The 19,982-nt window shown below is 63.9% G+C and carries 14 protein-coding genes, 1 tRNA gene and 2 pseudogenes; 10 read left to right on the top strand and 7 right to left on the bottom strand.

Annotated elements, in window-relative coordinates; all coding sequences use genetic code 11:
• Nucleotides 1-21 precede the first annotated feature (21 nt).
• The 6 genes from rlmH to IPK59_20875 all read left to right on the top strand — a co-directional run bounded on the left by rlmH (nt 22) and on the right by IPK59_20875 (nt 6,567).
• Nucleotides 22-492 carry a 23S rRNA (pseudouridine(1915)-N(3))-methyltransferase RlmH gene (gene rlmH / locus IPK59_20850; GenBank protein ID MBK8161101.1) on the top strand — a complete coding sequence of 157 codons (471 nt, stop codon included), beginning with the start codon at nt 22-24 and terminating at the stop codon, nt 490-492.
• A 148-nt stretch (nt 493-640) separates the two neighbouring features.
• Nucleotides 641-2,242, top strand: coding sequence for a 2,3-bisphosphoglycerate-independent phosphoglycerate mutase (locus IPK59_20855; GenBank protein ID MBK8161102.1), 1,602 nt, complete (start codon nt 641-643; stop codon nt 2,240-2,242).
• Nucleotides 2,239-3,531, top strand: coding sequence for a peptidoglycan DD-metalloendopeptidase family protein (locus IPK59_20860; protein ID MBK8161103.1), 1,293 nt, complete (start codon nt 2,239-2,241; stop codon nt 3,529-3,531). The genes IPK59_20855 and IPK59_20860 overlap by 4 nt, the downstream gene beginning before the upstream one ends.
• 15 nt (nt 3,532-3,546) lie before the next feature.
• The gene (locus IPK59_20865) at nt 3,547-4,944 is read left to right on the top strand and encodes a S41 family peptidase (GenBank protein ID MBK8161104.1); all 1,398 of its coding nucleotides are present in this window, start codon (nt 3,547-3,549) and stop codon (nt 4,942-4,944) included.
• A 15-nt stretch (nt 4,945-4,959) separates the two neighbouring features.
• Nucleotides 4,960-6,072, top strand: a complete 1,113-nt coding sequence (locus tag IPK59_20870) for a divergent polysaccharide deacetylase family protein (protein MBK8161105.1) — start codon at nt 4,960-4,962, stop codon at nt 6,070-6,072.
• A gap of 6 nt (nt 6,073-6,078) precedes the next feature.
• On the top strand, nt 6,079-6,567 hold the full coding sequence (locus IPK59_20875; protein ID MBK8161106.1) for an RNA pyrophosphohydrolase: 489 nt from the start codon (nt 6,079-6,081) through the stop codon (nt 6,565-6,567).
• A gap of 62 nt (nt 6,568-6,629) precedes the next feature.
• Here IPK59_20875 and acs read toward each other — a convergent pair whose 3' ends face one another.
• The 6 genes and pseudogenes from acs to tsaD form a co-directional block, all read right to left on the bottom strand.
• Entirely contained in the window at nt 6,630-8,567 is a 1,938-nt protein-coding gene (gene acs / locus IPK59_20880; GenBank protein ID MBK8161107.1) for an acetate--CoA ligase, read from the bottom strand.
• A 253-nt stretch (nt 8,568-8,820) separates the two neighbouring features.
• Nucleotides 8,821-11,076 carry a methyl-accepting chemotaxis protein gene (locus IPK59_20885; GenBank protein ID MBK8161108.1) on the bottom strand — a complete coding sequence of 752 codons (2,256 nt, stop codon included), beginning with the start codon at nt 11,074-11,076 and terminating at the stop codon, nt 8,821-8,823.
• Nucleotides 11,077-11,079: 3 nt separating this feature from the next.
• Nucleotides 11,080-12,507, bottom strand: a complete 1,428-nt coding sequence (locus IPK59_20890; protein ID MBK8161109.1) for a cell envelope integrity protein CreD — start codon at nt 12,505-12,507, stop codon at nt 11,080-11,082.
• Nucleotides 12,508-12,636: 129 nt separating this feature from the next.
• Nucleotides 12,637-13,050, bottom strand: coding sequence for an EVE domain-containing protein (locus IPK59_20895; GenBank protein ID MBK8161110.1), 414 nt, complete (start codon nt 13,048-13,050; stop codon nt 12,637-12,639).
• Between the two features lie 10 nt (nt 13,051-13,060).
• Nucleotides 13,061-13,351, bottom strand: coding sequence for a YciI family protein (locus tag IPK59_20900; GenBank protein MBK8161111.1), 291 nt, complete (start codon nt 13,349-13,351; stop codon nt 13,061-13,063).
• Nucleotides 13,352-13,388: 37 nt separating this feature from the next.
• A pseudogene (gene tsaD, locus IPK59_20905) lies at nt 13,389-14,449 on the bottom strand (tRNA (adenosine(37)-N6)-threonylcarbamoyltransferase complex transferase subunit TsaD).
• Nucleotides 14,450-14,541: 92 nt separating this feature from the next.
• Between tsaD and hemC the strand changes: the two are divergent.
• The 4 genes and pseudogenes from hemC to IPK59_20925 all read left to right on the top strand — a co-directional run bounded on the left by hemC (nt 14,542) and on the right by IPK59_20925 (nt 19,406).
• Nucleotides 14,542-15,513, top strand: coding sequence for a hydroxymethylbilane synthase (gene hemC, locus IPK59_20910; protein ID MBK8161112.1), 972 nt, complete (start codon nt 14,542-14,544; stop codon nt 15,511-15,513).
• 9 nt (nt 15,514-15,522) lie between these two features.
• Nucleotides 15,523-16,239, top strand: a pseudogene (locus IPK59_20915) (uroporphyrinogen-III synthase).
• Between the two features lie 1,501 nt (nt 16,240-17,740).
• The gene (locus IPK59_20920) at nt 17,741-19,276 is read left to right on the top strand and encodes a hypothetical protein (GenBank protein MBK8161113.1); all 1,536 of its coding nucleotides are present in this window, start codon (nt 17,741-17,743) and stop codon (nt 19,274-19,276) included.
• 55 nt (nt 19,277-19,331) lie between these two features.
• Nucleotides 19,332-19,406, top strand: a tRNA-Thr gene (locus IPK59_20925).
• 108 nt (nt 19,407-19,514) lie between these two features.
• Here the strand turns inward: IPK59_20925 and IPK59_20930 are convergent.
• The gene (locus tag IPK59_20930; protein MBK8161114.1) at nt 19,515-19,982 is read right to left on the bottom strand and encodes a hypothetical protein; all 468 of its coding nucleotides are present in this window, start codon (nt 19,980-19,982) and stop codon (nt 19,515-19,517) included.

Here is a 19,982-nt window from a genome sequence, read left to right on the forward strand (position 1 = left end):
AACCGGAAAGCCGACATCGACATGAAGATACGCATCATCGCCCTGGGGCGCGCCAAGGCAGGGCCTGAGAAGACACTGGTCGAGACCTATCGCAAGCGCCTCACCTGGCCCAGCGAGTTGATCGAACTTGAGGCCAGGAAGGGAATCACCGGCGCCGAGCTGATGGCGGCGGAAGCCGAGCTTATCGAGAAGGCGCTGGGCACCAAGGCCAGCGCCAAGCGCGTGATCATCGCGCTCGACGAACGCGGCCAGAGCCTGCCCAGCCGCGACTTTGCCAAGCGCATCACGGCGCTTGGCAATCAGGGCTATGGCGAGCTGGTCTTCATCATCGGCGGCGCCGATGGCCTCGCCCCCAGCATCCGCGACCGGGCGGGGCTGCTGCTGTCCTTCGGCTCGATGACCTGGCCGCATATGCTGGTCCGCGTCCTGCTGATGGAACAGATCTATCGCGCCCAGAGCATCATCGCCGGCCATCCCTATCATCGTGACTAGGCCTGTTCTGCCCTAATTGCCTGTCATATCTCGATAAATTTGGCATGCGGCAACCTGCGTCGCAGTGCCAAGACTCTGGCGCTGCCCGCCGGATCGGGTTAAATCTTTCAGGATCCCTTTATCCTGTTGCGAGCCCGAACTGAGACCCATGACTCAAAGCCCCATCGCCAAAGCCCGTCCGAAGCCCGTGGTTCTCTGCATTCTCGATGGCTGGGGCCATCGGCATGAGAGCGCGGACAATGCCGTGCTGCTGGCGAAAACGCCGAACTGGGACCGTCTCACGGCCGAGAATCCCTGGAGCCTGGTCGACGCGTCGGAGCTCTATGTGGGCCTGCCCGAAGGGCAGATGGGCAATTCCGAGGTCGGCCATATGAATATCGGCGCCGGCCGGGTGGTGATGCAGGACCTGCCGCGCATCGACCGGGCGATCGCCGATGGCACCATCGCCAAGTTGCCGGAACTGGAAACCTTTGTCGCCAAGATGCGCGCCAGCAAGGGCGATGTACAGTTGATGGGCCTGCTCTCTCCGGGCGGGGTGCATTCGCACCAGGACCATATGGTGGCGCTGGCGAAAATCCTGTCGGCGGCCGGCATCGGCGTGGTCATCCACGGCTTTCTCGATGGACGCGACACGCCGCCGCAAAGCGCCAAGGGCTTTGTCGCCGATTTTGAGGCCAAGATCGCGAACCTGCCGAATGTCCGCATCGGTACGCTGGGCGGCCGCTTCTACGCCATGGACCGGGACAAGCGCTGGGAGCGCGTGACGCTCGCCTATGACGCCTTCCATGGTGACGCGCCACGCGTCGCCACGGCCCAGGCCGCCATCGCCGAAGGTTATCTGCGGGGCGAGACCGACGAATTCATCAAGCCGACGCTCATCGGCAACTTTCCGGGCTTCCGCAATGGTGACGGATTGCTGATGGCCAATTTCCGCGCCGACCGCGCACGGCAATTGCTGACGACACTCATCGATCCCGCGTTCAAGGATTTCCCGCGCAAGAAGGTCACCTCGTTCGCCGCCATCCTCGGCATGGTCGAATATTCGGCGGAGCTTGCCAAGCTGATGCCCTGCCTGTTCCCGCCAGTCGAACTCACCCGCACCCTGGGCGAAATCGTGTCCGACCATGGCATGAAGCAGTTGCGCATGGCGGAGACCGAGAAATACGCCCACGTCACCTTTTTCTTCAACGGTGGAGAAGAGAATCTCTTCCCTGGCGAAGAACGCATCATGGTGCCGAGCCCGAAGGTCGCGACCTATGATCTGATGCCGGAAATGTCGGCCTATGAACTCACCGACAAATTGGTAGGAGCGATCGAATCCGATGCCTTCGACCTCATCGTCGTCAATTACGCCAATGGCGACATGGTTGGTCACAGCGGCAACCTTGCCGCCGCGGTGAAGGCGGTCGAGGTGGTCGATGATTGCCTGGGCCGGGTGCGCGCCGCGATCGAGAAACAGGGCGGCGCCCTGCTCATCACCGCCGATCACGGCAATTGCGAAATGATGAAGGACCCGATCACCGGCGAGCCGCACACCGCCCACACGCTCAACCGCGTGCCGTTCATCCTGGTCAATGCCCCGGCCTGGGCGCACAAGCTCCACGACGGTCGCCTGGCCGATGTGGCGCCGACAATCCTGGCCCTGCTCGGTATCACCCAGCCCAAGGAAATGACCGGCCAATCACTGGTGACGCCCGAACCGGCGCTGCCCGGCGATCTGCGCCGCAACGCGGGTGTTGCTTCGGCGTGACGTCAACCAACCTGATCCGTCATCTCTGCGCGGCCGTAATGCTGACGGGCCTCTGCTGGCCTATCGAGAGCCTGGCTCAGACGGCCAGCGACCTGGAGAATGTGCAGCAGGAATTGCAATCGAGCCAGAAGAAGGCCGAGGAGCTCGCCAGCCAGGCGGCAGCCCTGAGCCGCGAGGTGGCGGATCTGCAGACGGCGTTGATATCGGCCGCCGCCGACGTCCAGCGCCGCGAACGCGAGGTGACGGAGATCGAAAACACCCTGGCGACGCTGAGCGAATCCGAACGCGACAAGGAAGCGGCGCTGAAGCGCGGCCGCAAGGAACTGGCCTCGACCCTGGTGGCGCTGCAGCGCCTCTCCGCCCTGCCGCGCCAGGCATTGCTGTTCGGCCCGGAACAGCCCATCGACATGGCGCGCTCGGCTCGCCTGCTGGGCATCGTCACCCCCGTGCTGGACGGCCGTGCCCGTGCCTTGCAGAGCGAGCTCAACGAGATCAAGGAACTGCGCCAGGAGATGGCACGGCGGCGGGACGATCTCACCGCGGCCCTGGCGAAGCTCGCCGGCGAGAACCAGCGGCTCTCCGACCTGGTCGCCAAGAAATCGGGCCTGCAGCAATCGACCTTGGCCGAGACCGAGGCCACAAGGCAGCGCCTGGCCCGTCTCGCAGACCAGGCCAAGAACCTCCAGGATTTGATCACCCGACTGGAACAGACGGAAACGGAGAATCCGACTCCGGCCGACGAATCACCCACCGACGATGACCAGGTAGCGTCCCTGGAGCCGGATGCGCCGAAAAAGCCGGCTGTCACCAAAAAACCGGCCGATCTCCGGGCTTTTCCCAAGGATATCACGCGGCCGACCGTCCCCCCGCGCCGCACAATGGTAAAAAAATTCGGCTCCAAGACCGAGACGGCCGGCACCATGAAGGGGGTCGAGATCGAAACCCGCCCCGGCGCCCAAATTGTGGCCACATTTGATGGTCAGATTGTGTTCGAAGGTCCTTTTCGTGGATATGGCCAAATATTGATCATCGAGCATTCGGGTGGGTATCATACAATCCTGGCTGGTCTAGACCGGGTGGCGGTCGATGTCGGCCAATGGCTGAAGGCCGGCGAACCCATCGGTCGGATGGGGGCGGCAGCCCAGTTGGAGACCACGCAGCCAGAAAACGAGCCAGAAGAATCTGGCAATGACACAGGAACCGGCCGGCCAAGACTTTACATAGAGATGCGCCATGACGGCCAACCCTTCGATCCGGCGCCGATATTCGATACCAGCAACAGCAACTAAAGGTCAGTGATTCACATGTTCCGCCAATCGCTCCTCGTCGCCACCGCCCTCGCCGCCGGCATGGTCATCGGCACGCTTGCATTTCATCCAGGCCCCTCGCAGGCTGAATCGACGGCGGATGCACCGCCGGTCAACACCTACGAGCAGCTCAATCTGTTCGGCGAGGTTTTCGAGCGCGTGCGCGCGGCCTATGTCGAGCCGACCAAGGATGACGAATTGGTCGAAGCCGCCATCAACGGCATGCTGACCTCCCTGGACCCGCATTCGAGCTACATGAATGCCAAGGAATACCAGGACATGCAGGTTCAGACCAAAGGCGAGTTCGGCGGTCTTGGCATCGAAGTCACCATGGAAGACGGCCTCATCAAGGTCGTGACGCCGATGGACGATACCCCCGCCGCCAAGGCCGGCATGCAGCCGGGTGATCTCATCGCCCAGATCGACGGCCAGCCGGTCCAGGGCCTGACCCTCAACGAGGCGGTCGAGAAGATGCGCGGCGAAATCGGCAGCAGCGTCACGCTCACCGTGCTGCGCGGCCAGCAGGAGCCGTTCGAAGTCACCCTGAAGCGCGCCGTCATTCAGCTGAAGTCGGCACGCTGGGAGCTCGAGGACGGTAATATCGGCTATGTCCGCATCACCTCCTTCAGCGAGAAGACGGATGCGGGCCTTCGCGCCGCCGTCGACGAGCTCAACAAGGCGACCAAGGGTGAACTGGCTGGCGTCGTCCTCGACATGCGCAACAATCCGGGTGGCCTCCTTGACCAGGCGATCGCCGTATCCGACGACTTCCTGGAAAAGGGCGAGATCGTCTCGACCCGCGGCCGTGACCCCAACGACGCCCAGCGCTGGAATGCCGAAGGCGGCGACATCATCGGCGGCGCGCCGATGATCGTCCTGATCAACGGCGGTTCGGCATCGGCATCGGAAATCGTCGCCGGCGCCCTGCAGGACCACAGCCGGGCCGTCCTCATCGGCACGAAATCCTTCGGCAAGGGCTCGGTGCAGTCGATCATGGCCATTCCGGGCCATGGCGCCATGCGCCTCACCACGGCGCGCTACTACACGCCGTCCGGCCGCTCGATCCAGGCCACCGGCATCGATCCCGACATCATGGTCGAACAGGCCAAGGTCGAGAAGCTGGGGGCCGAAAACCGGCCGCATGAATCCGACCTCAAGGGCGCCCTTACCAACGGCAACGCCGAGGAAGGTGCTGCACCCAAGGCCGAGCCGGAAGCCGACCAGAATGCGGCCGCTGAACCCAAGGCGGACGAGCCGAAGAAGGAAGAAGCCGTGCCCTTCGTCGGCTCCGAGCGCGAGCAGATTGCGCGCCCGGATGACGACTTCCAGTTGGCTCGCGCCATCGACCTGTTGCGCGGCCTGGCACTGATCCAGGGCAAGTCGGCCGCCAACTGACGCGTCATCCGCGCGATGCGTGACGATAGATTGCCGGAGCCCGGTGCCATCGATCCCTTGCGACCTGTCACAAGCAGGCGCGGCAGCTGGATCGGTGGCCCGGGCTTCATCTTTTTCCTGCTGCTGGTTCTGATCGCGGCCGGCGGCGCGCTCTATCTGCAAGCGACCGGTGGGCTCGATGAGATGCTGGCAAGCGGCAATCTCATCGATCTCGGCACCACGCCAACCCCCACCCCCGCCGGTGAATCTGCCGAAGGCCCCGACCTGCAACCGATGGGGTCGTTCACCGCCGACAGCCCGGCAGCGCCGGCCAAGCAGTTGGTCCTGACGCCGCTCTCGGCGACGGAATTGCTGGCCACGCGACCGGCGCCGCGCTCCTTGCGCCTCGTACCCGGCGAATTCGACCAGCCGCCGGTCAAGCGCTTTGCCCGACCGGCCCTGTTCCTCGGCACCAAGCCGCGGATCGGCATCGTGGTGGTGGGGCTCGGCCTCAACCAGGGTGTGACGGGTGCCGCCATCGCCGATCTGCCGCCCGAAATCACCTTGAGCTTCAGCCCCTATGCGCCGGACCTTGCTGCCTGGATCGACGCCGCCCATGCCTATGGCCATGAAGTCATGGTCGATCTGCCGCTCGAACCGCTCAATTATCCGCAGGACGATCCCGGACCGCTCGGCCTGCTGACCGCCCTCAACAAGGACGAGAATCTGCGCCGCCTGGATCTGTTGCTGGAATCGGCTGCCGGCGTCACCGGCGTTGCTACCCAGTTCGGCGATCGGTTCCTTGCTGATCGTGCGGCATTGCGGCCGATCCTCTCTGAACTCGGCCAGCGCGGGCTGGGCTTTCTCGATACCAGCGGCCATGCCAGCGCCCTTAGTGCGGCAAGCAAAGGCCTTGCGGATGCGCCGCTCGGCGTCACCACCGACATGGCGATCGCCCAGGATGAATCGCGCCAAGCCCTGGCAACGCAGATCGACGCCGTAATGACCCTTGCCCGCAGTCGCAAACAGGCCCTGATGGTGGTGCAGCCTTACCCGCTGAGCATTGCCGCCTTGACGAGCCTGGCGCCTGCCGCCAAGGATCGCGGGCTGGTGCTGGTGCCAGCCAGCGCCTTTCTGACGAAGGATTGAGTGACCATGAAGAAGCTGACCGATGCCGAGATCGACGCGCTGCCCTATCGCCGAGGTGTCGGCATCGTGCTCCTCAACGGCAACGACCAGGTCTTCGTGGCCCAGCGTCTCGACAATCCGGAGCCTGCTTGGCAGATGCCGCAGGGTGGCATCGACAAGGGTGAGGAACCCCTGGCCGCCGCCTGGCGCGAGCTTTACGAGGAGACGGGGGTCAAGTCAGCCGTGCTGTTGGAGGAAACACCGGGCTGGCTGCGCTACGATCTGCCGCACGAACTCGTTCCCAACATCTGGAAGGGCCAGTATCGGGGGCAGAAGCAGAAATGGTTCGCCTTCCGCTTCAGCGGCAACGACACCGAGATCGACATCAATGGCGAGCATCCGGAATTCAGCGCCTGGCGTTGGGCGGATCTGAAGCAGACCCCGGACTTCATCGTCGGCTTCAAGCGCCCGCTCTATGAGCAGGTGGTCGCTGCCTTCAAGCATCTCGTCGGCTAGAAAAAACCCCTCGCTCCTTTTCACGGGAACGAGGGGTCATAACGACGGCCCGTTAAGAAGCCCTACTTGTTCATCCGGTTGTCGACCAGATCCGTCACCACATTGGGATCGGCGAGCGTCGAGGTATCGCCGAGGCTGCCGAACTCGTTCTCGGCGATCTTGCGGAGGATGCGGCGCATGATCTTGCCGGAGCGCGTCTTGGGCAGGCCTGGCGCCCATTGGATGAGGTCGGGTGCCGCGATCGGGCCGATTTCCTTGCGGACCCACATCACCAGTTCCTTGCGCAATTCCTCTGTCGGGGTGACGCCGGTCTTCAAGGTGACATAGGCGTAGATGCCCTGCCCCTTGATGTCGTGCGGATAGCCCACGACCGCGGCCTCGGCCACTTTCTGGTGCGAGACCAGCGCGCTCTCGACTTCGGCCGTGCCCATGCGGTGGCCGGAAACGTTGATGACGTCATCGACGCGGCCGGTGATCCAGTAGTAGCCGTCCTCGTCGCGCCGGCAGCCGTCGCCGGTGAAGTACTTGCCGGGATAGGCGCTGAAATAGGTCTCGGCGAAACGCTTGTGATCGCCATAGACGGTGCGCATCTGACCCGGCCAGGAATCACTGATGCACAGATTGCCCTCGCATTCGCCATCGAGCACGTTGCCATTGGCATCGACGATTTCCGGCATGATGCCGGGCAATGGCCTTGTGGCCGAACCGGGTTTCAGCCGCGTGGCGCCGGGCAAGGGCGAGATGAGAATGCCGCCGGTCTCGGTCTGCCACCAGGTATCGACGATCGGGCAGCGATGCTTGCCGATAACGCGGTGATACCAGAGCCAGGCTTCCGGATTGATCGGTTCGCCGACCGAGCCCAGCAGGCGCAGGCTGTTGAGCTTGCACTTCTGCACCGGCTCTTCGCCTTCGCGCATCAAGGCGCGGATCGCGGTGGGGGCGGTATAGAAGATGTTGACCTTGTGCTTGTCGCACACCTCCCAGAAGCGCGAGGCGTCCGGATAGTTGGGAACGCCTTCGAACATCAAGGTGGTGGCACCGTTGGCGAGCGGCCCGTAGACGATGTAGCTGTGGCCGGTGACCCAGCCCACATCCGCCGTGCACCAATAGATATCGCCCTCGTGATAGTCGAAGACATACTGATGGGTGAAGGATGCATAGACCAGGTAGCCGCCGGTCGTGTGCAGCACGCCCTTGGGCTTGCCGGTCGAACCGGAGGTATAGAGGATAAACAGCGGATCCTCGGCGTTCATCTCCTCCGGCTTGCAGTCCGGCGATACCTTGGCCGCTTCCTCATGATACCAGACGTCGCGCCCCTGCTTCATCTCGATGCCGCCGCCGGTGCGCTTCACCACGATGCAGGAGGTGACATCGGGGCATTGCTTGAGGGCAGCGTCGACATTGGCCTTCAACGGCACCGTCCGACCGCCGCGCAGTCCCTCATCCGCGGTAATAATGACGCGGGAATCGCAATCGACGATGCGGCCGGCCAGACTGTCCGGCGAGAAGCCGCCAAAGACGATCGAATGGACGGCGCCGATGCGGGTGCAGGCCAACATGGCATAGGCTGCCTCGGGGATCATCGGCATGTAGATGGTGACGCGGTCACCCTTTTTGACGCCCCGTGCCTTCAGCACATTGCTCATGCGGCCGACCTGCTCGGCGAGCTCGGCATAGGTGATGTGCTTTGATTCCGACGGGTGATCGCCTTCCCAGATGATCGCCGTCTGGTTCGCGCGCTTGGGCAGGTGCCGGTCGATGCAATTGGCCGAGACGTTGAGCGTGCCGTCGTAATACCAGCGGATGCGCACGTCGCCGGCGTAATCGACGTCCTTCACCTGGGTATAGGGCTTGATCCAGTCGATGCGCTTGCCGTGCTCGCCCCAGAAACCGGCATTGTCGGCGACCGACTGCCGGTACATCTCGTCATACTTGGCTGGAGTCACGAGGGCGCGCGCGGCTGCCGCGGGCGGCACATCAAATACAAGCTGATCACTCATGCGCGTCGGGCCTCCCAGGTCCCGGAATCTACTTATTTTTTCGGGCACCGATTGGCGCGGTGGCCGCATTCAGGGCGGATTATCGACAGAACCCCACGCAGTTACAAGACCTTGACCAGATGCAGGAACATGCGCGCAAGGGACAGCAAAACCCGGCTGCCATGATAGCAGCCGGGTTGGCCGGAAAAGGAAATCCCTACAAAAGGAGGGTCTTGTCCTTGGAAAGACGGAACGTGTGGCCCAATTCCGGGGATCAGCGCGCCTGGACGCGGGTCAGGAACTCTTCCACCGCCTGTCGCAGGTTGCCCTGTTCTCGCAACATGCCCTCGAGCGACGTGGCCACATCGGTCGCAGCCGACCCCGTGCGCTGGCTCGATTCGGCGACAACGGCGATGGTGTGAGTCACCTCCTGGGTGCCCTGGGCAGCCTGCTGCACACTGTTCGCAATCTCGCCGGTCGCGGCACCCTGCTCTTCCACCGCCGCGGCGATGGCGGTTGCACCCTCGCTGATCGCGTTGATCGAGACCGTGATGTCGCGAATGGCGGTGACGGCAAGATTGGTGTTCGACTGGATCTCGGTCACCAGTTCCGAAATCTCCTGCGTCGCTTTCGAGGTCTGGCCGGCGAGGTTCTTGACCTCGCTTGCCACCACGGCAAAGCCCTTGCCGGCATCGCCGGCGCGCGCTGCCTCGATCGTGGCGTTGAGAGCAAGGAGGTTGGTCTGCGCCGCGATTTCGGAGATAAGGCCCAGCACGTCGCCGATCCTTTGCGCCGATTTGGCCAGCGCGTCGAAAGTGCGGTTGGTTTCTTCGGCCTTGGAGACAGCGGCGCGCGAACCATCGGCGCTGGTGGTGACGCGCTGCGAAATCTCGGCGATTGAGGCTGACAGTTCCTCCGTCGCAGCCGCCACGGTCTGCACATTGCCGGCCGCCTGGTTGGCGGCATTGGCGACCGTTTGCGCCTGGGAACTGGAATTGGTGGCCGTATCGCGCATGGTGTCGGCGGTCTTGCGCAGCGAATCCGTCGACTGACCGATCGCCACCAGCGATTGCTTCACCTGGCCATCGAACTGCCGACACATTTCCTGCAACTCACGCGCCTTTTGCAGTTCGACCTCGGACCGCTCACTGGCCTCCCGCTCAAGGCGCTCGGCTTCCTGAGCACTCAAGCGCAAGCTTTCCAGGGCGACTGACAGCTTGCCGAGTTCGTCCGGGTGTTTGGGCTGAGGCACGGCGTCCACAAAATTGCGGTCCGCCAAACGCCCAACGGCGCCCATCAGAACCTGGATCGGCCGCGAGAACCGATTCAGGACCGCCCAGATGCCAATAGCCGCGAGAACAAGCGTGGCGGCAAGACCGGCTATGGCCATGATGAGGACCCAAAGGGCGTTGCCTTGTTTTGTCTCGACATGTGCCTTGGCCTGATCAAGGGCCGCGAAGCTGATCGCCAGCATCACCTTGAACGGAACGTTACAGAGATCGGTGAAGGCCTTGGCTTCCATGGCCGGCTTCCCGCTGCCGTCAAATTTCGCGGCCAGTTCATTCAATTGCTTTTGGACGGCATCGGTCTGGGTGCGGGCGGTCGCGACCGCTTCCTTGATCTGGGGCAGGGTGCTGGGCGTCGCCAACAATTCGTCTATCACGATCCAAGCACCTTGATAAACGCCAACACCCTCATGCCACTCTTTCTGTTTTTCTAGCGACAGGGGCTCACTTTTGGCGTTTGCCGAACGCAACAAAACACATTGGGGACCGTAATTGTCCCGCAGCATCCAACCGATTCGGCGTACCTGTACCATCTCAGCCAGGAACGCATCCTGCTGGCGAACCACATTTCCCATGGCGATCGAGATTTCATTCAGTGCCCTGAAACCAGCAAAGACGGCTTCCCGCCACTCCATGGTCTTCTGCAGGTCGCGCTTATCCTTCGCTAGCGCGGCTTGCTCATAGATCGCTGGTTCGACAACTTTAATAGCCTTGAAACTGCTATCAAACTCCGTCAGGAGTTTTTCTTTACCCTCCAGTTCGAGGGCCTGGACCGCATCGATCGCCGTCTTGGCGCTGGCCTCGGCCTTGGCAACGACCTCGTCAATGATGGCTTTCGGATCATCCTGGGTTTGGAGAGCGGTTTGTGACGGGCTGATCTGGGCGCGGATATCGATGACCGACTGAAATACGACCCGATCGGTATTGACCGCATCCAACGCATAGGACGCCGCTAGATAGTCCCTCAAGGCGTTGATGGCGAACGTGCCCATCGCGGCCACCAGGCCGGTCAGAATCACGATCTGCAGGGTGATGAGCAGGCGGGAAATCGAAGTGCGGAACATGGTGATCCTCGTCGACACGGGGTGGGACATCCACCCCCGAATTGTCAGACTATTGATATTGATATGGACCAAATCTATCGATTTCGTTAATTCTGCTGCCGGTGCGAAGGCAAAAACGGGCAGATATCGTTTGATATCTGCCCGCCTGGTCAAAAAAAACGCTTGCGCGTCGAAAGCCAAGCTTTAAGCGACCAGCTGCCGGTCCTGCCCTGGCAGGCCGGCATCTTCGCCAATGGCGTACCAATCGACCTTCCGGGTCGCCACCATGATGAGCACCAGGATGAGCAGGAGCCCGATCGTGCCGGACAGCAGCGCATAACTTTCCATCTGCAGCAGCACGAACATGTAGCCATGCAGGGCCGCGAGAATGAGCCCGGTGAAAACGCCCACCACATGCCGGATGGTGGCGCCTGCATAGGCGGCGACGATCGTGATGTCGACCAGACTGGCAATGAGATAGGCGCGAGCGAAGGTCATCTGTTCTGCCAGCGACAACAGCAGCAGATAGAACAACGAGATCGCGGCGCCGATCAGCAGATACTGGACAAGATGCACGCGGTCACGCTTGAGGAGCCCCATGATGAAGATGGTGCCGAAGGTGAGCGCCACCACCAGCAGGCCGTATTTGACGATGCGATCGGTCTGCTGGTGAACATCGCCAGGCTCGGTAAGGCCGACGCCAACCCGGTCGATGGCATTGGGATCCAGGGTGAACTCGCCGTCGCGCCAGGCGAGCGGTATGCCGGTCGCCAGATGATTGATCGACCAGCTTCCGGCAAAACCCGTCTCTGAAATTTCGCGTGATTTCGGCAGCGGGGAACCGAGGAAATTCGGGTGCGGCCAATCACTCGACATCTCGATCTCGGTCTGGCCGCCCAAGGGCAGCATGCTGAGCGCGTCGCGCCCATTGACCGCGAGCTTGATGGCGAAGCTGAATGGTCGAGCGCTTGCCAGATTGAGATCCGCGCGCAGTCCCTGCCCGCGTGGATGCTGCGGCAGCAATCCGGCCTCGACCGTCAGCGGTTTGCCATCGACCGCAAGGGCGATCGATTGCAGGGCGCGTGCGCCCGGCAGCAGCACGGCAAGGCTCGCCTCATTCCAATGGATCTGGTCCGGCGGCACGCTCCAGCGCGCAAAATCCGGGCTGGCGAAGGTGCCGCTGATGTCGATCGCGGCACCATAGACGAGGATTTCATAGATGCTCTTGTGCCGCTTCTCGACATGGCTCTGGGCCTTCATGCTGGTCGTCGCTGGCAGGAAAGTGGCGAAATGCCGGACCCGGAACAGCGCCTCGCTCCCATCGGCCTTGGGCCGCGTCTCCAGCATGTCATAGGGCACCACCAGGATGGGGGCACTCACCGATTGCACCGGGCCCCATTGCTCGCCCACTTCATCCATCACCAGCTGCTTGCGCCAGCTGCGCTCCTGCACGACACCCTCGACCATGCCGAGCGGGATCAGCATCAGGAGGATGAGCGCACCCAGGAACAGGATGCGCTTGGCCGCTTCGAATCCGGAGCCGCGCCAGCGATCGCGCCATTGGCGCGGGTCGATGCGGCCGCGTTCCGGTGGCCGCAGGCTGGCAAAATCGTCATTGTTGAAATCGGTCATGGAAAACCCCTGTCATGAGAATGAACAGGGGTTTTGTGACGCCGCATCTGGGCGCGGCCGCGACCGGATCATGGCGGGACCGCGGCCATCTTGCGGTGCGGAGGCCCTGCGATGTCAGGGCCAGCGGTGTTACGGCTTGATGCCGCCCATCTTGCAGATCAGCTTCCATTGCGCCGGCGTGATCGGCATGACCGAGAGGCGGGACTGCTTGATCAGGGAAATGTCGGCCAGGGTCGGCTCGGCCTTGATCGCCGCCAGCGTCACCGGATTCTTCAGGGGCCGCGCAGGTTTCACGTCGACCATGCCGAACCTGCCGCTCTCATCGGTATGATCCGGGTAATATTCCTTGGCGATCTCGCAGATACCGACGATCTCCAACCCCTCATTGGAATGATAGAAGAAGGCCTGGTCGCCCTTTTTCATGGCCTTGAGGTTGTTGGCCGCCTGGTAGTTGCGGACGCCATTCCAGAACGTCTTGCCGTCCTTGACCAACTGGTCCCAGGCATATTTGACGGGTTCCGATTTCACCAGCCAGTAATTCATGCGCCGCTCCCTACTTCGCCGCGCGCGGGAAGACGTTGCGATAGGGCGTGACGGTGACGGATTGGAAGAGCCCGGCCTTGCTGTAGGGATCTGCCGCCAGGAACGTATCGACAGCGGCGCGGTCCGGCATGTCGACCACCAGCAGGCTGCCGATCATCGTCTCGCCGTCGGGCGAGAGCAGCGGACCGCCGGTCACGAGCTGGCTTTCGTGTTTGATGAGGTGCTCGACATGCGCCGGCCGGTTGGCCATGCGCACCTCAAGATGATTCGGCTTGTCGAGACAATAGATCATGAACGCCATGTTGCTTTTTCCATTTCCTGCAAAGGATCGATCTTCATTATGCCTTTACGCCGGCACCGGCAAGAACCGGCGCCGCCTCATCGAGCGGCCAGCGCGGCCGCGGCGCATAGTCGAAGCCGCTTCGTTCGCCCAGCCGCAGCCGCTCGATTCCGGCCCAGGCGATCATCGCGGCATTGTCGGTGCACAGGCGCGGTGGCGGCGCCACCAGGGCCACACCAAAATCTGCCGCCGATTTGATGAGGCTCGCGCGCAGATGCTGGTTGGCGGCAACACCACCCGCCACCACCAGCGCACTGAGATTCGGATGTTCCGCCTTGGCGATTTTGAGGGCATGCCGCGTGCGGTCGATCAGGCAATCGACCACCGCCTGCTGGAAACCGGCGGCAAGATTGGCGCGCGTCGCATCGTCGAACGCCTTCTCGGCGCGCAACGCATCGACGCGCTGGCGCAAGGCGGTCTTCAGGCCGCTGAAGGAGAAGTTGCAATCCGGCCGCCCCTTCATCGGGCGCGGCAGGTCGCGATAGGGTGCCGTGGCGCTTAGTGCTGCCGCCGCCACCGCCGGTCCGCCGGGGAATCCGAGGCCCATCAACTTGGCCGCCTTGTCGAACGCCTCGCCGGCAGCATCGTCGATGGTGGCACCCAGGCGCTGATAGCGCCCAACGCCTTCGACCACCAGCAATTGGCAATGGCCGCCCGAGACCAGGAGCAGCAGATAGGAAAGGCCACATCATCGGTCAGCCGGGCGGTGAGCGCATGGCCTTCCAGATGGTTGACGGCGATGAAGGGCTTGCCATGGGCAAGGGCGATGGCCTTGGCCATCATGACGCCGACGATGACTCCGCCGATGAGGCCCGGTCCGCCGGTGACCGCGATTCCGTCCAGATCCTCGAAACCGAGCCCCGCCTGCCGCATGGTGGCCGCGATGGTGTCGTCGAGATGGTCGAGATGGGCCCTTGCGGCGATCTCCGGGACCACGCCGCCAAAGGGGGTATGCTCGGCAATCTGGGCGAAAATGGTATCGGCCAGGATGCGCCGGTCGTCGGCGACAATGGCCGCCGCCGTCTCGTCGCAGGAAGATTCGATACCCAAGACAATCATTTCAACCGCATGGCACCAATTGCACTGCCCAATCATTGCTTTCGACTGCCGGCGCCGCTAGGAAAGGGCGGCCAGCAGGAGGCGAGGTAGTTATGGCCGGTTCGCAAGCAGGGATCAACCAAGGTGCTAAGCCCGGTTCGGGGGCATTGGCACGTATCGGCACACGTGGCTCGCCCTTGGCGCTGGCACAGGCGGAAATGGTGAAGGCGGCCCTGGCTGCGGCCCACCCCGCCCTCGCCCGGCCCGACGCTATCGAGATCGTCATCATCAAGACGACCGGCGACCAGATTCAGGACCGCGCTTTGTCCGAGATTGGCGGCAAGGGGCTTTTTACCAAGGAAATCGAAGAAGCCCTACTGGCCGACCGGATTGACCTTGCGGTCCATTCCATGAAGGACGTGCCGACGCATCTCCCCGACGGGCTTGAAATCTGCTGCCTCCTCGAACGCGAAGACCCGCGCGATGTGCTCATCAGCCGCCGCGGCAATTCCATCGCCACCCTGCCGCAGGGTGCCGTCATCGGCTCCGCCTCGCTCCGGCGCCAGGCGCAGTTGATGGCGCTCCGCCCCGACCTCAAGGTGGTCAACCTGCGCGGCAATGTCGGGACGAGGCTCGCCAAGCTCGCCAAGGGCGATGCCGATGCCACGCTGCTGGCACTCGCGGGACTGAAGCGTCTCGGCAAGGCCGATGTCGCCACCGCCATTCTCGATATGACGGAAATGTTGCCGGCCGTGGCCCAGGGCGCCATCGGCATCGAAATCCGCGCGACCGATCGCCGCATGCGCGACCTGTTGCAGCCCCTGCACCATAAGCCAACCGAAATCGCCGTCACCGCCGAACGCGCCTGCCTTGCCGAGCTGGAAGGCTCCTGCCGCACGCCGATCGCGGCCTATGCCCATCTCACCGCCGATGGCCAGTTGCACCTCAGCGCCCTGATCGCCAGGCCGGATGGCAGCCAGGTATATCGCGATGTGCGCCAAGGCACGGCAAATGAGCCAGAACGGCTGGGCCGCGACTCGGGGCGCCACCTGAAGTCACTAGCCGGACCGGACTTCCTGGCTTAGTTTTCCCCAATGCGCATACTCATCACGCGACCCCGGCAGGATGCCGACAGCTTCGCCGCCACCCTGGTTGCGCGCGGCATCGAGGTCACCGTCGAGCCGTTGCTGACGATCCAGCCGGTGGCGTCACCTGTCATCGACCTCGACGGTGTCCAGGCGATCCTCTTCACCAGCGCCAATGGCGTGCGCTGCTTCGTAGCGGCCGAACCGCGCCGGGACCTCAAGGTCTTCGCGGTCGGCGACGCCTCGGCCGTGGCGGCGCGCGACGCCGGCTTTGCCGCGGTCGAGAGTGCCGCCGGCGATGTCGCGAGCCTTGCCACCCTGGTCACGGATCGCTTGCACCCGCGCGACGGTGCCCTGCTGCATGCCGCCGGTGCCAGCCTTGCCGGCGACCTTCGGGGGCAGCTGGAAGCAGCGGGCTTTGTGGTCAGGCGCACAGTGCTCTACGATGCGGTGCCGGCGCAGGAATTGTCGCCCAGCACATTGATGAATCTGCGGCTCGGCGGGATCGATGCGATCGCCCTCTTCTCGCCCCGTTCGGCCCGCACCTTCGCGACACTCTGGCGCAAGGCGCAGTTGCCGGGGATGACGGCGCCGGGATTGCAGAAGGTGACGGCGCTTTGCCTCAGCGCCGCCGTCGCCCGCGAGATCAAGGATCTGGATTGGCGCCGCAGCGAAATCGCGGCGCGGCCGGATTTGGAATCACTGCTCGCTTTGGTCGAGGGCGAACAGCAAAGGAGAGATGCGGAGATGGCAAATCCAACTGAGGGCTCCACGCAGGAACCCACCGGTGGCCCCAACGGTGGCGCGGCCCCGGACAATGCCCGGACCTCGACCACCATCGACGCTGAAATGCGCGCAGCCGCTGCCAGCGATGCCGCGGCGGGAGCCGCCATTGTCGCCGCCATGCCCAAACCGGCCAGCGGCGGTCGCGGCGGCAGTCTCTTTCTCGGCCTCCTCGCCGGTGCTGTCGCCGGCGCCGGCATGGTGGTGGCCGAGCACTATTGGCGGCCCTATTTGCCCTTCCCCACAACCGAGATCAGTGCAACGAAACTGGCCGATCTCGCCGACGAGATCGCCCTGCTCAAGCAGCAGATCGCCGGCAAGCAGAATGTCGATACCGAAGCGCGCCAGAACATCGAGGCGCTGCAGGCCGAGATCACCAACTGGAAAGACCAGTTGGCGCAAGCAAGCGGCGTCCCTGCCAACAACGCAACGCCGATCGATCTCGGCCCCATCGAAATGCGCCTTGCAGCCCTCGAGGCAAAGCTCCAGGAACTGGCCGCCGCGCCGGCCAACACTGCGGGCGCCACCGCCACGTCCGGGACCACGGGCAGCGAGGCAGCCGCTGCACCTTCTGCCGATCCGGCCCTCCTGGCCGATCTCAACGCCCGCCTCGCCCAGCTTGAGGGCAGGCTCACCGCGATCGGTGACACCACGACCAGGCTCGACTTCCTCAGCAGCGAAACGGCAACGCAAAAGGCCGAGATCGAAACCACCAAGGCGAAGCTGGAGACCGTGACATCGCTTGCCGAGCGCCTTGGTGCGCTCGAAAATGAGGCCAAGACACTCGGCGCCGATCTGAGCGAAATGAGCGCAGAGAAAGCCGACCTCTCGTTGAAGCGTCAGCGCGCCGCGGCCCTCATCCTCACCCTCGGGCAGTTGCGAGCGACCTTGTCGAGCAACCAGCCCTTTGCTGCCGAGCTGGCCTCGGTCGAGGATCTCGGCCGTGCCGATGCGGACCTTGCGGCAAAGCTCCAGCCCACGCTGGATGTGCTGCGCCCCTTCGCCAATGACGGCGCGCCAACGCTCTCGCAATTGCAGGCCGACCTGCCTGTGGCGACCATCGCCCAGGCCGCCGCGGCGGATGCTACCGGCGAGGCGCTCGGCGTCGAGAGCAGCTGGCTCCAGCAGACCCTCAACCGCCTCTCCGAACTGGTCACCGTGCGCCCCGTGGGCGAGGTCGAGGGCGACAGCGCGCTCGCCTATCTCGCCCGCGCCGAAACGCGTCTCGCCGCCGGCGACCTTGCCGCCGCCGTCGCCGAGGTAAAAGGCCTTACCGGCCAGGCAGCGACCGCTGCCGAAAGCTGGCTCGCCCATGCTGAAGCGCGCCTCACCATCGACGCGACCGCCGACCGCCTTGCCAGCCTGTCGGCCGAGGCATTGGCGCCGGTGGTCAATGATGCCGGGGCCATTCTGCCCGAACAATCGAATTGATGAGGGGCGGCCAATGACCTTTTCCCGCGCCCTCTGGTTTGTCATCAAGCTGGCCCTGCTCATCACGGTCGCTGTTGTTCTGGCCAACCGGCCGGGCAATCTGTCGCTGGTCTGGTTCGGCTATCGCCTCGATCTCCACCCGATCGCTCTTTCCCTCCTCGGCGTCCTGTTCTGCGTGGGCGTGCTCTTTGTCGTTGGCCGGATCATCGCCCGCATCGTCGCCGTGCCCGGCGAGATCGGCGCCATGCGCGGCCATGCCCGCGAGGCCAAGGGCTACCAGGCGCTGACCCGCGGCCTGGCTGCGGCTGCGGCCGGCGATGCCCGAGAGGCCAAGCGCCTGTCGCTCACCGGGCGCAAGATGCTCACCCGTGGCGACAAAGAACCAAGGATCACAAGGCTGCTCGCAGCCCAGGCCGCGCAATTGGAAGGCGATGACGCAGCAGCGCAAGCCCATTTCAAGGCGCTTGCCGAAACGCCGGAGACCGCGATCCTCGGCCTACGTGGTCTGGCGCTGGGTGCGCTCAAGGAAGGCAACGAGGTGGAAGCGCGCCGATTGGCCGAACGCGCGCTCGCGGCCAATCCCAATGCGCAATGGGCCGGTGAAACCGCCTTGCGCCTGCAGGCCAAGGCCGGACATTTCGATGCCGCCGATGAAAGCCTGAAGGCTCTGGTCCGTGCCGGCGCCCTCAATGCCAAGGCCGGCCAGCGCCGCCGCGCCGCCCTCCTCACCGAGAAGGCGCGCCAGGCGCTGATCGTCGACGGCACCGATGTCTCGACCGACGTGGCGCTGAGTGCCGCGCGCGAGGCGGTAAAGATGGCCGGCGATTTTGCGCCCGCCCGCTTCGTGCTGGTGCGCCTCCTGGTCCGTCAGGGCAAGCGCAAGGAAGCGATGCGTCTCATTGAACAGATCTGGGACAGCCATCCCCACGAGATCCTGGGCGAAGCCTATCTCGCCGCCGGCGACAATGAGCGGCCGCTTGAGCGCACCCAGCGGCTGGAACGGCTGCAGAGGCAGAATCCGGATCATGCCGAGAGCCACCGCATCCTGGCCGAGGCCGACCTTGCCGCCGAACTGTGGGGCGAGGCACGCCGTCATGTCGACCGGCTGAGCGAACTTGAGACAGAGACCCTGGGCGGCCCCAGCCGGGCCACCTGCCGCGCCATGGCACAGATCGAAGAGCGCGACCGCAACGACCCGGCCCGCGCGCGACGCTGGCTCGATGCCGCGAGTTCGGCCCGGCCCGATGCCGCCTGGATCTGCCGGCAATGCGGCACGCGGGGCGAGGCCGGGCCGGAAAGCGGCCACTGGCAACTGATCTGCCCGCATTGCGATGCGGTCGACAGCCTGGAGTGGAAACACCCGGTCGGCAGCCGCAGCGGCGGCACCGCCCTGGCCCTGGCGCCGACCTCCGGGCAACCGGCTAACCCCGTTGATCGGCCAGCAGAATTCGAGATTCTGCCAGCGCCATCCGGCGGCGGTGGCGGCGAGAACAACCCACCGCCAATTTCCTCCGCCGCATCAGTTGACGCGGCCCGGCTGATAAACTAGCTTCCGGCCCGCGCAGTGAGCATTGGGGCAGATTTGGCCCCGACGTCTTGTCGGCGCCGCCTTAGCTCAGCGGTAGAGCAACTGATTCGTAATCAGTAGGTCCGCGGTTCAAGTCCGCGCGGCGGCACCATTCTCTCCCTCAAACGCTCAATCGATTGCCGGCACCTGCGACTTTCCGGAAAATGGTCGCAAAATGGGCCGCGAGGGCATTGCGTTGTCGATTGGTCGCAAAGCGACATCAACGCCCCGCCCCGATAAAATCGACCACGAACATCAGCATATCGACCCTGTCGCCATCGTCGGCCAAAGGCAGGATGATGCTTTCGACAAACAGGAAGTCCTTGTGCGGGCCGATATAGGGTGGACGGGCAAGCAGGGGCCGGCGCTCCCGCGTCACCAACTCGTTATTGTCCCACACGGTTGACCCGATGCGCTGGAACGGAATCTCGCTCAGTTTTTGCCCGGTCCAATCCTGCGCCATGTGCCGGCGCAGCGCCGTGCCAACCAGGCGGTAGCGGAAGTCGAGCGGATCCTGCAGCACATCCATCAACATGATGCGCGGTGCCAGGCGTGGTACGTCGATCAGGGGATCGAAATCCCGGCGGGCCGGCAGCAGGCTCGGATCGGCCAGGGCACGCGCTTTTCCCAGCCAGTAATCATAGCCGGTCAGGACATAGGCGGATCGGATGTCATCCCGGTCGATCAT

The organism is Rhodospirillaceae bacterium, from assembly GCA_016712715.1.
In the GTDB taxonomy this organism is placed as follows: domain Bacteria; phylum Pseudomonadota; class Alphaproteobacteria; order Dongiales; family Dongiaceae; genus Dongia.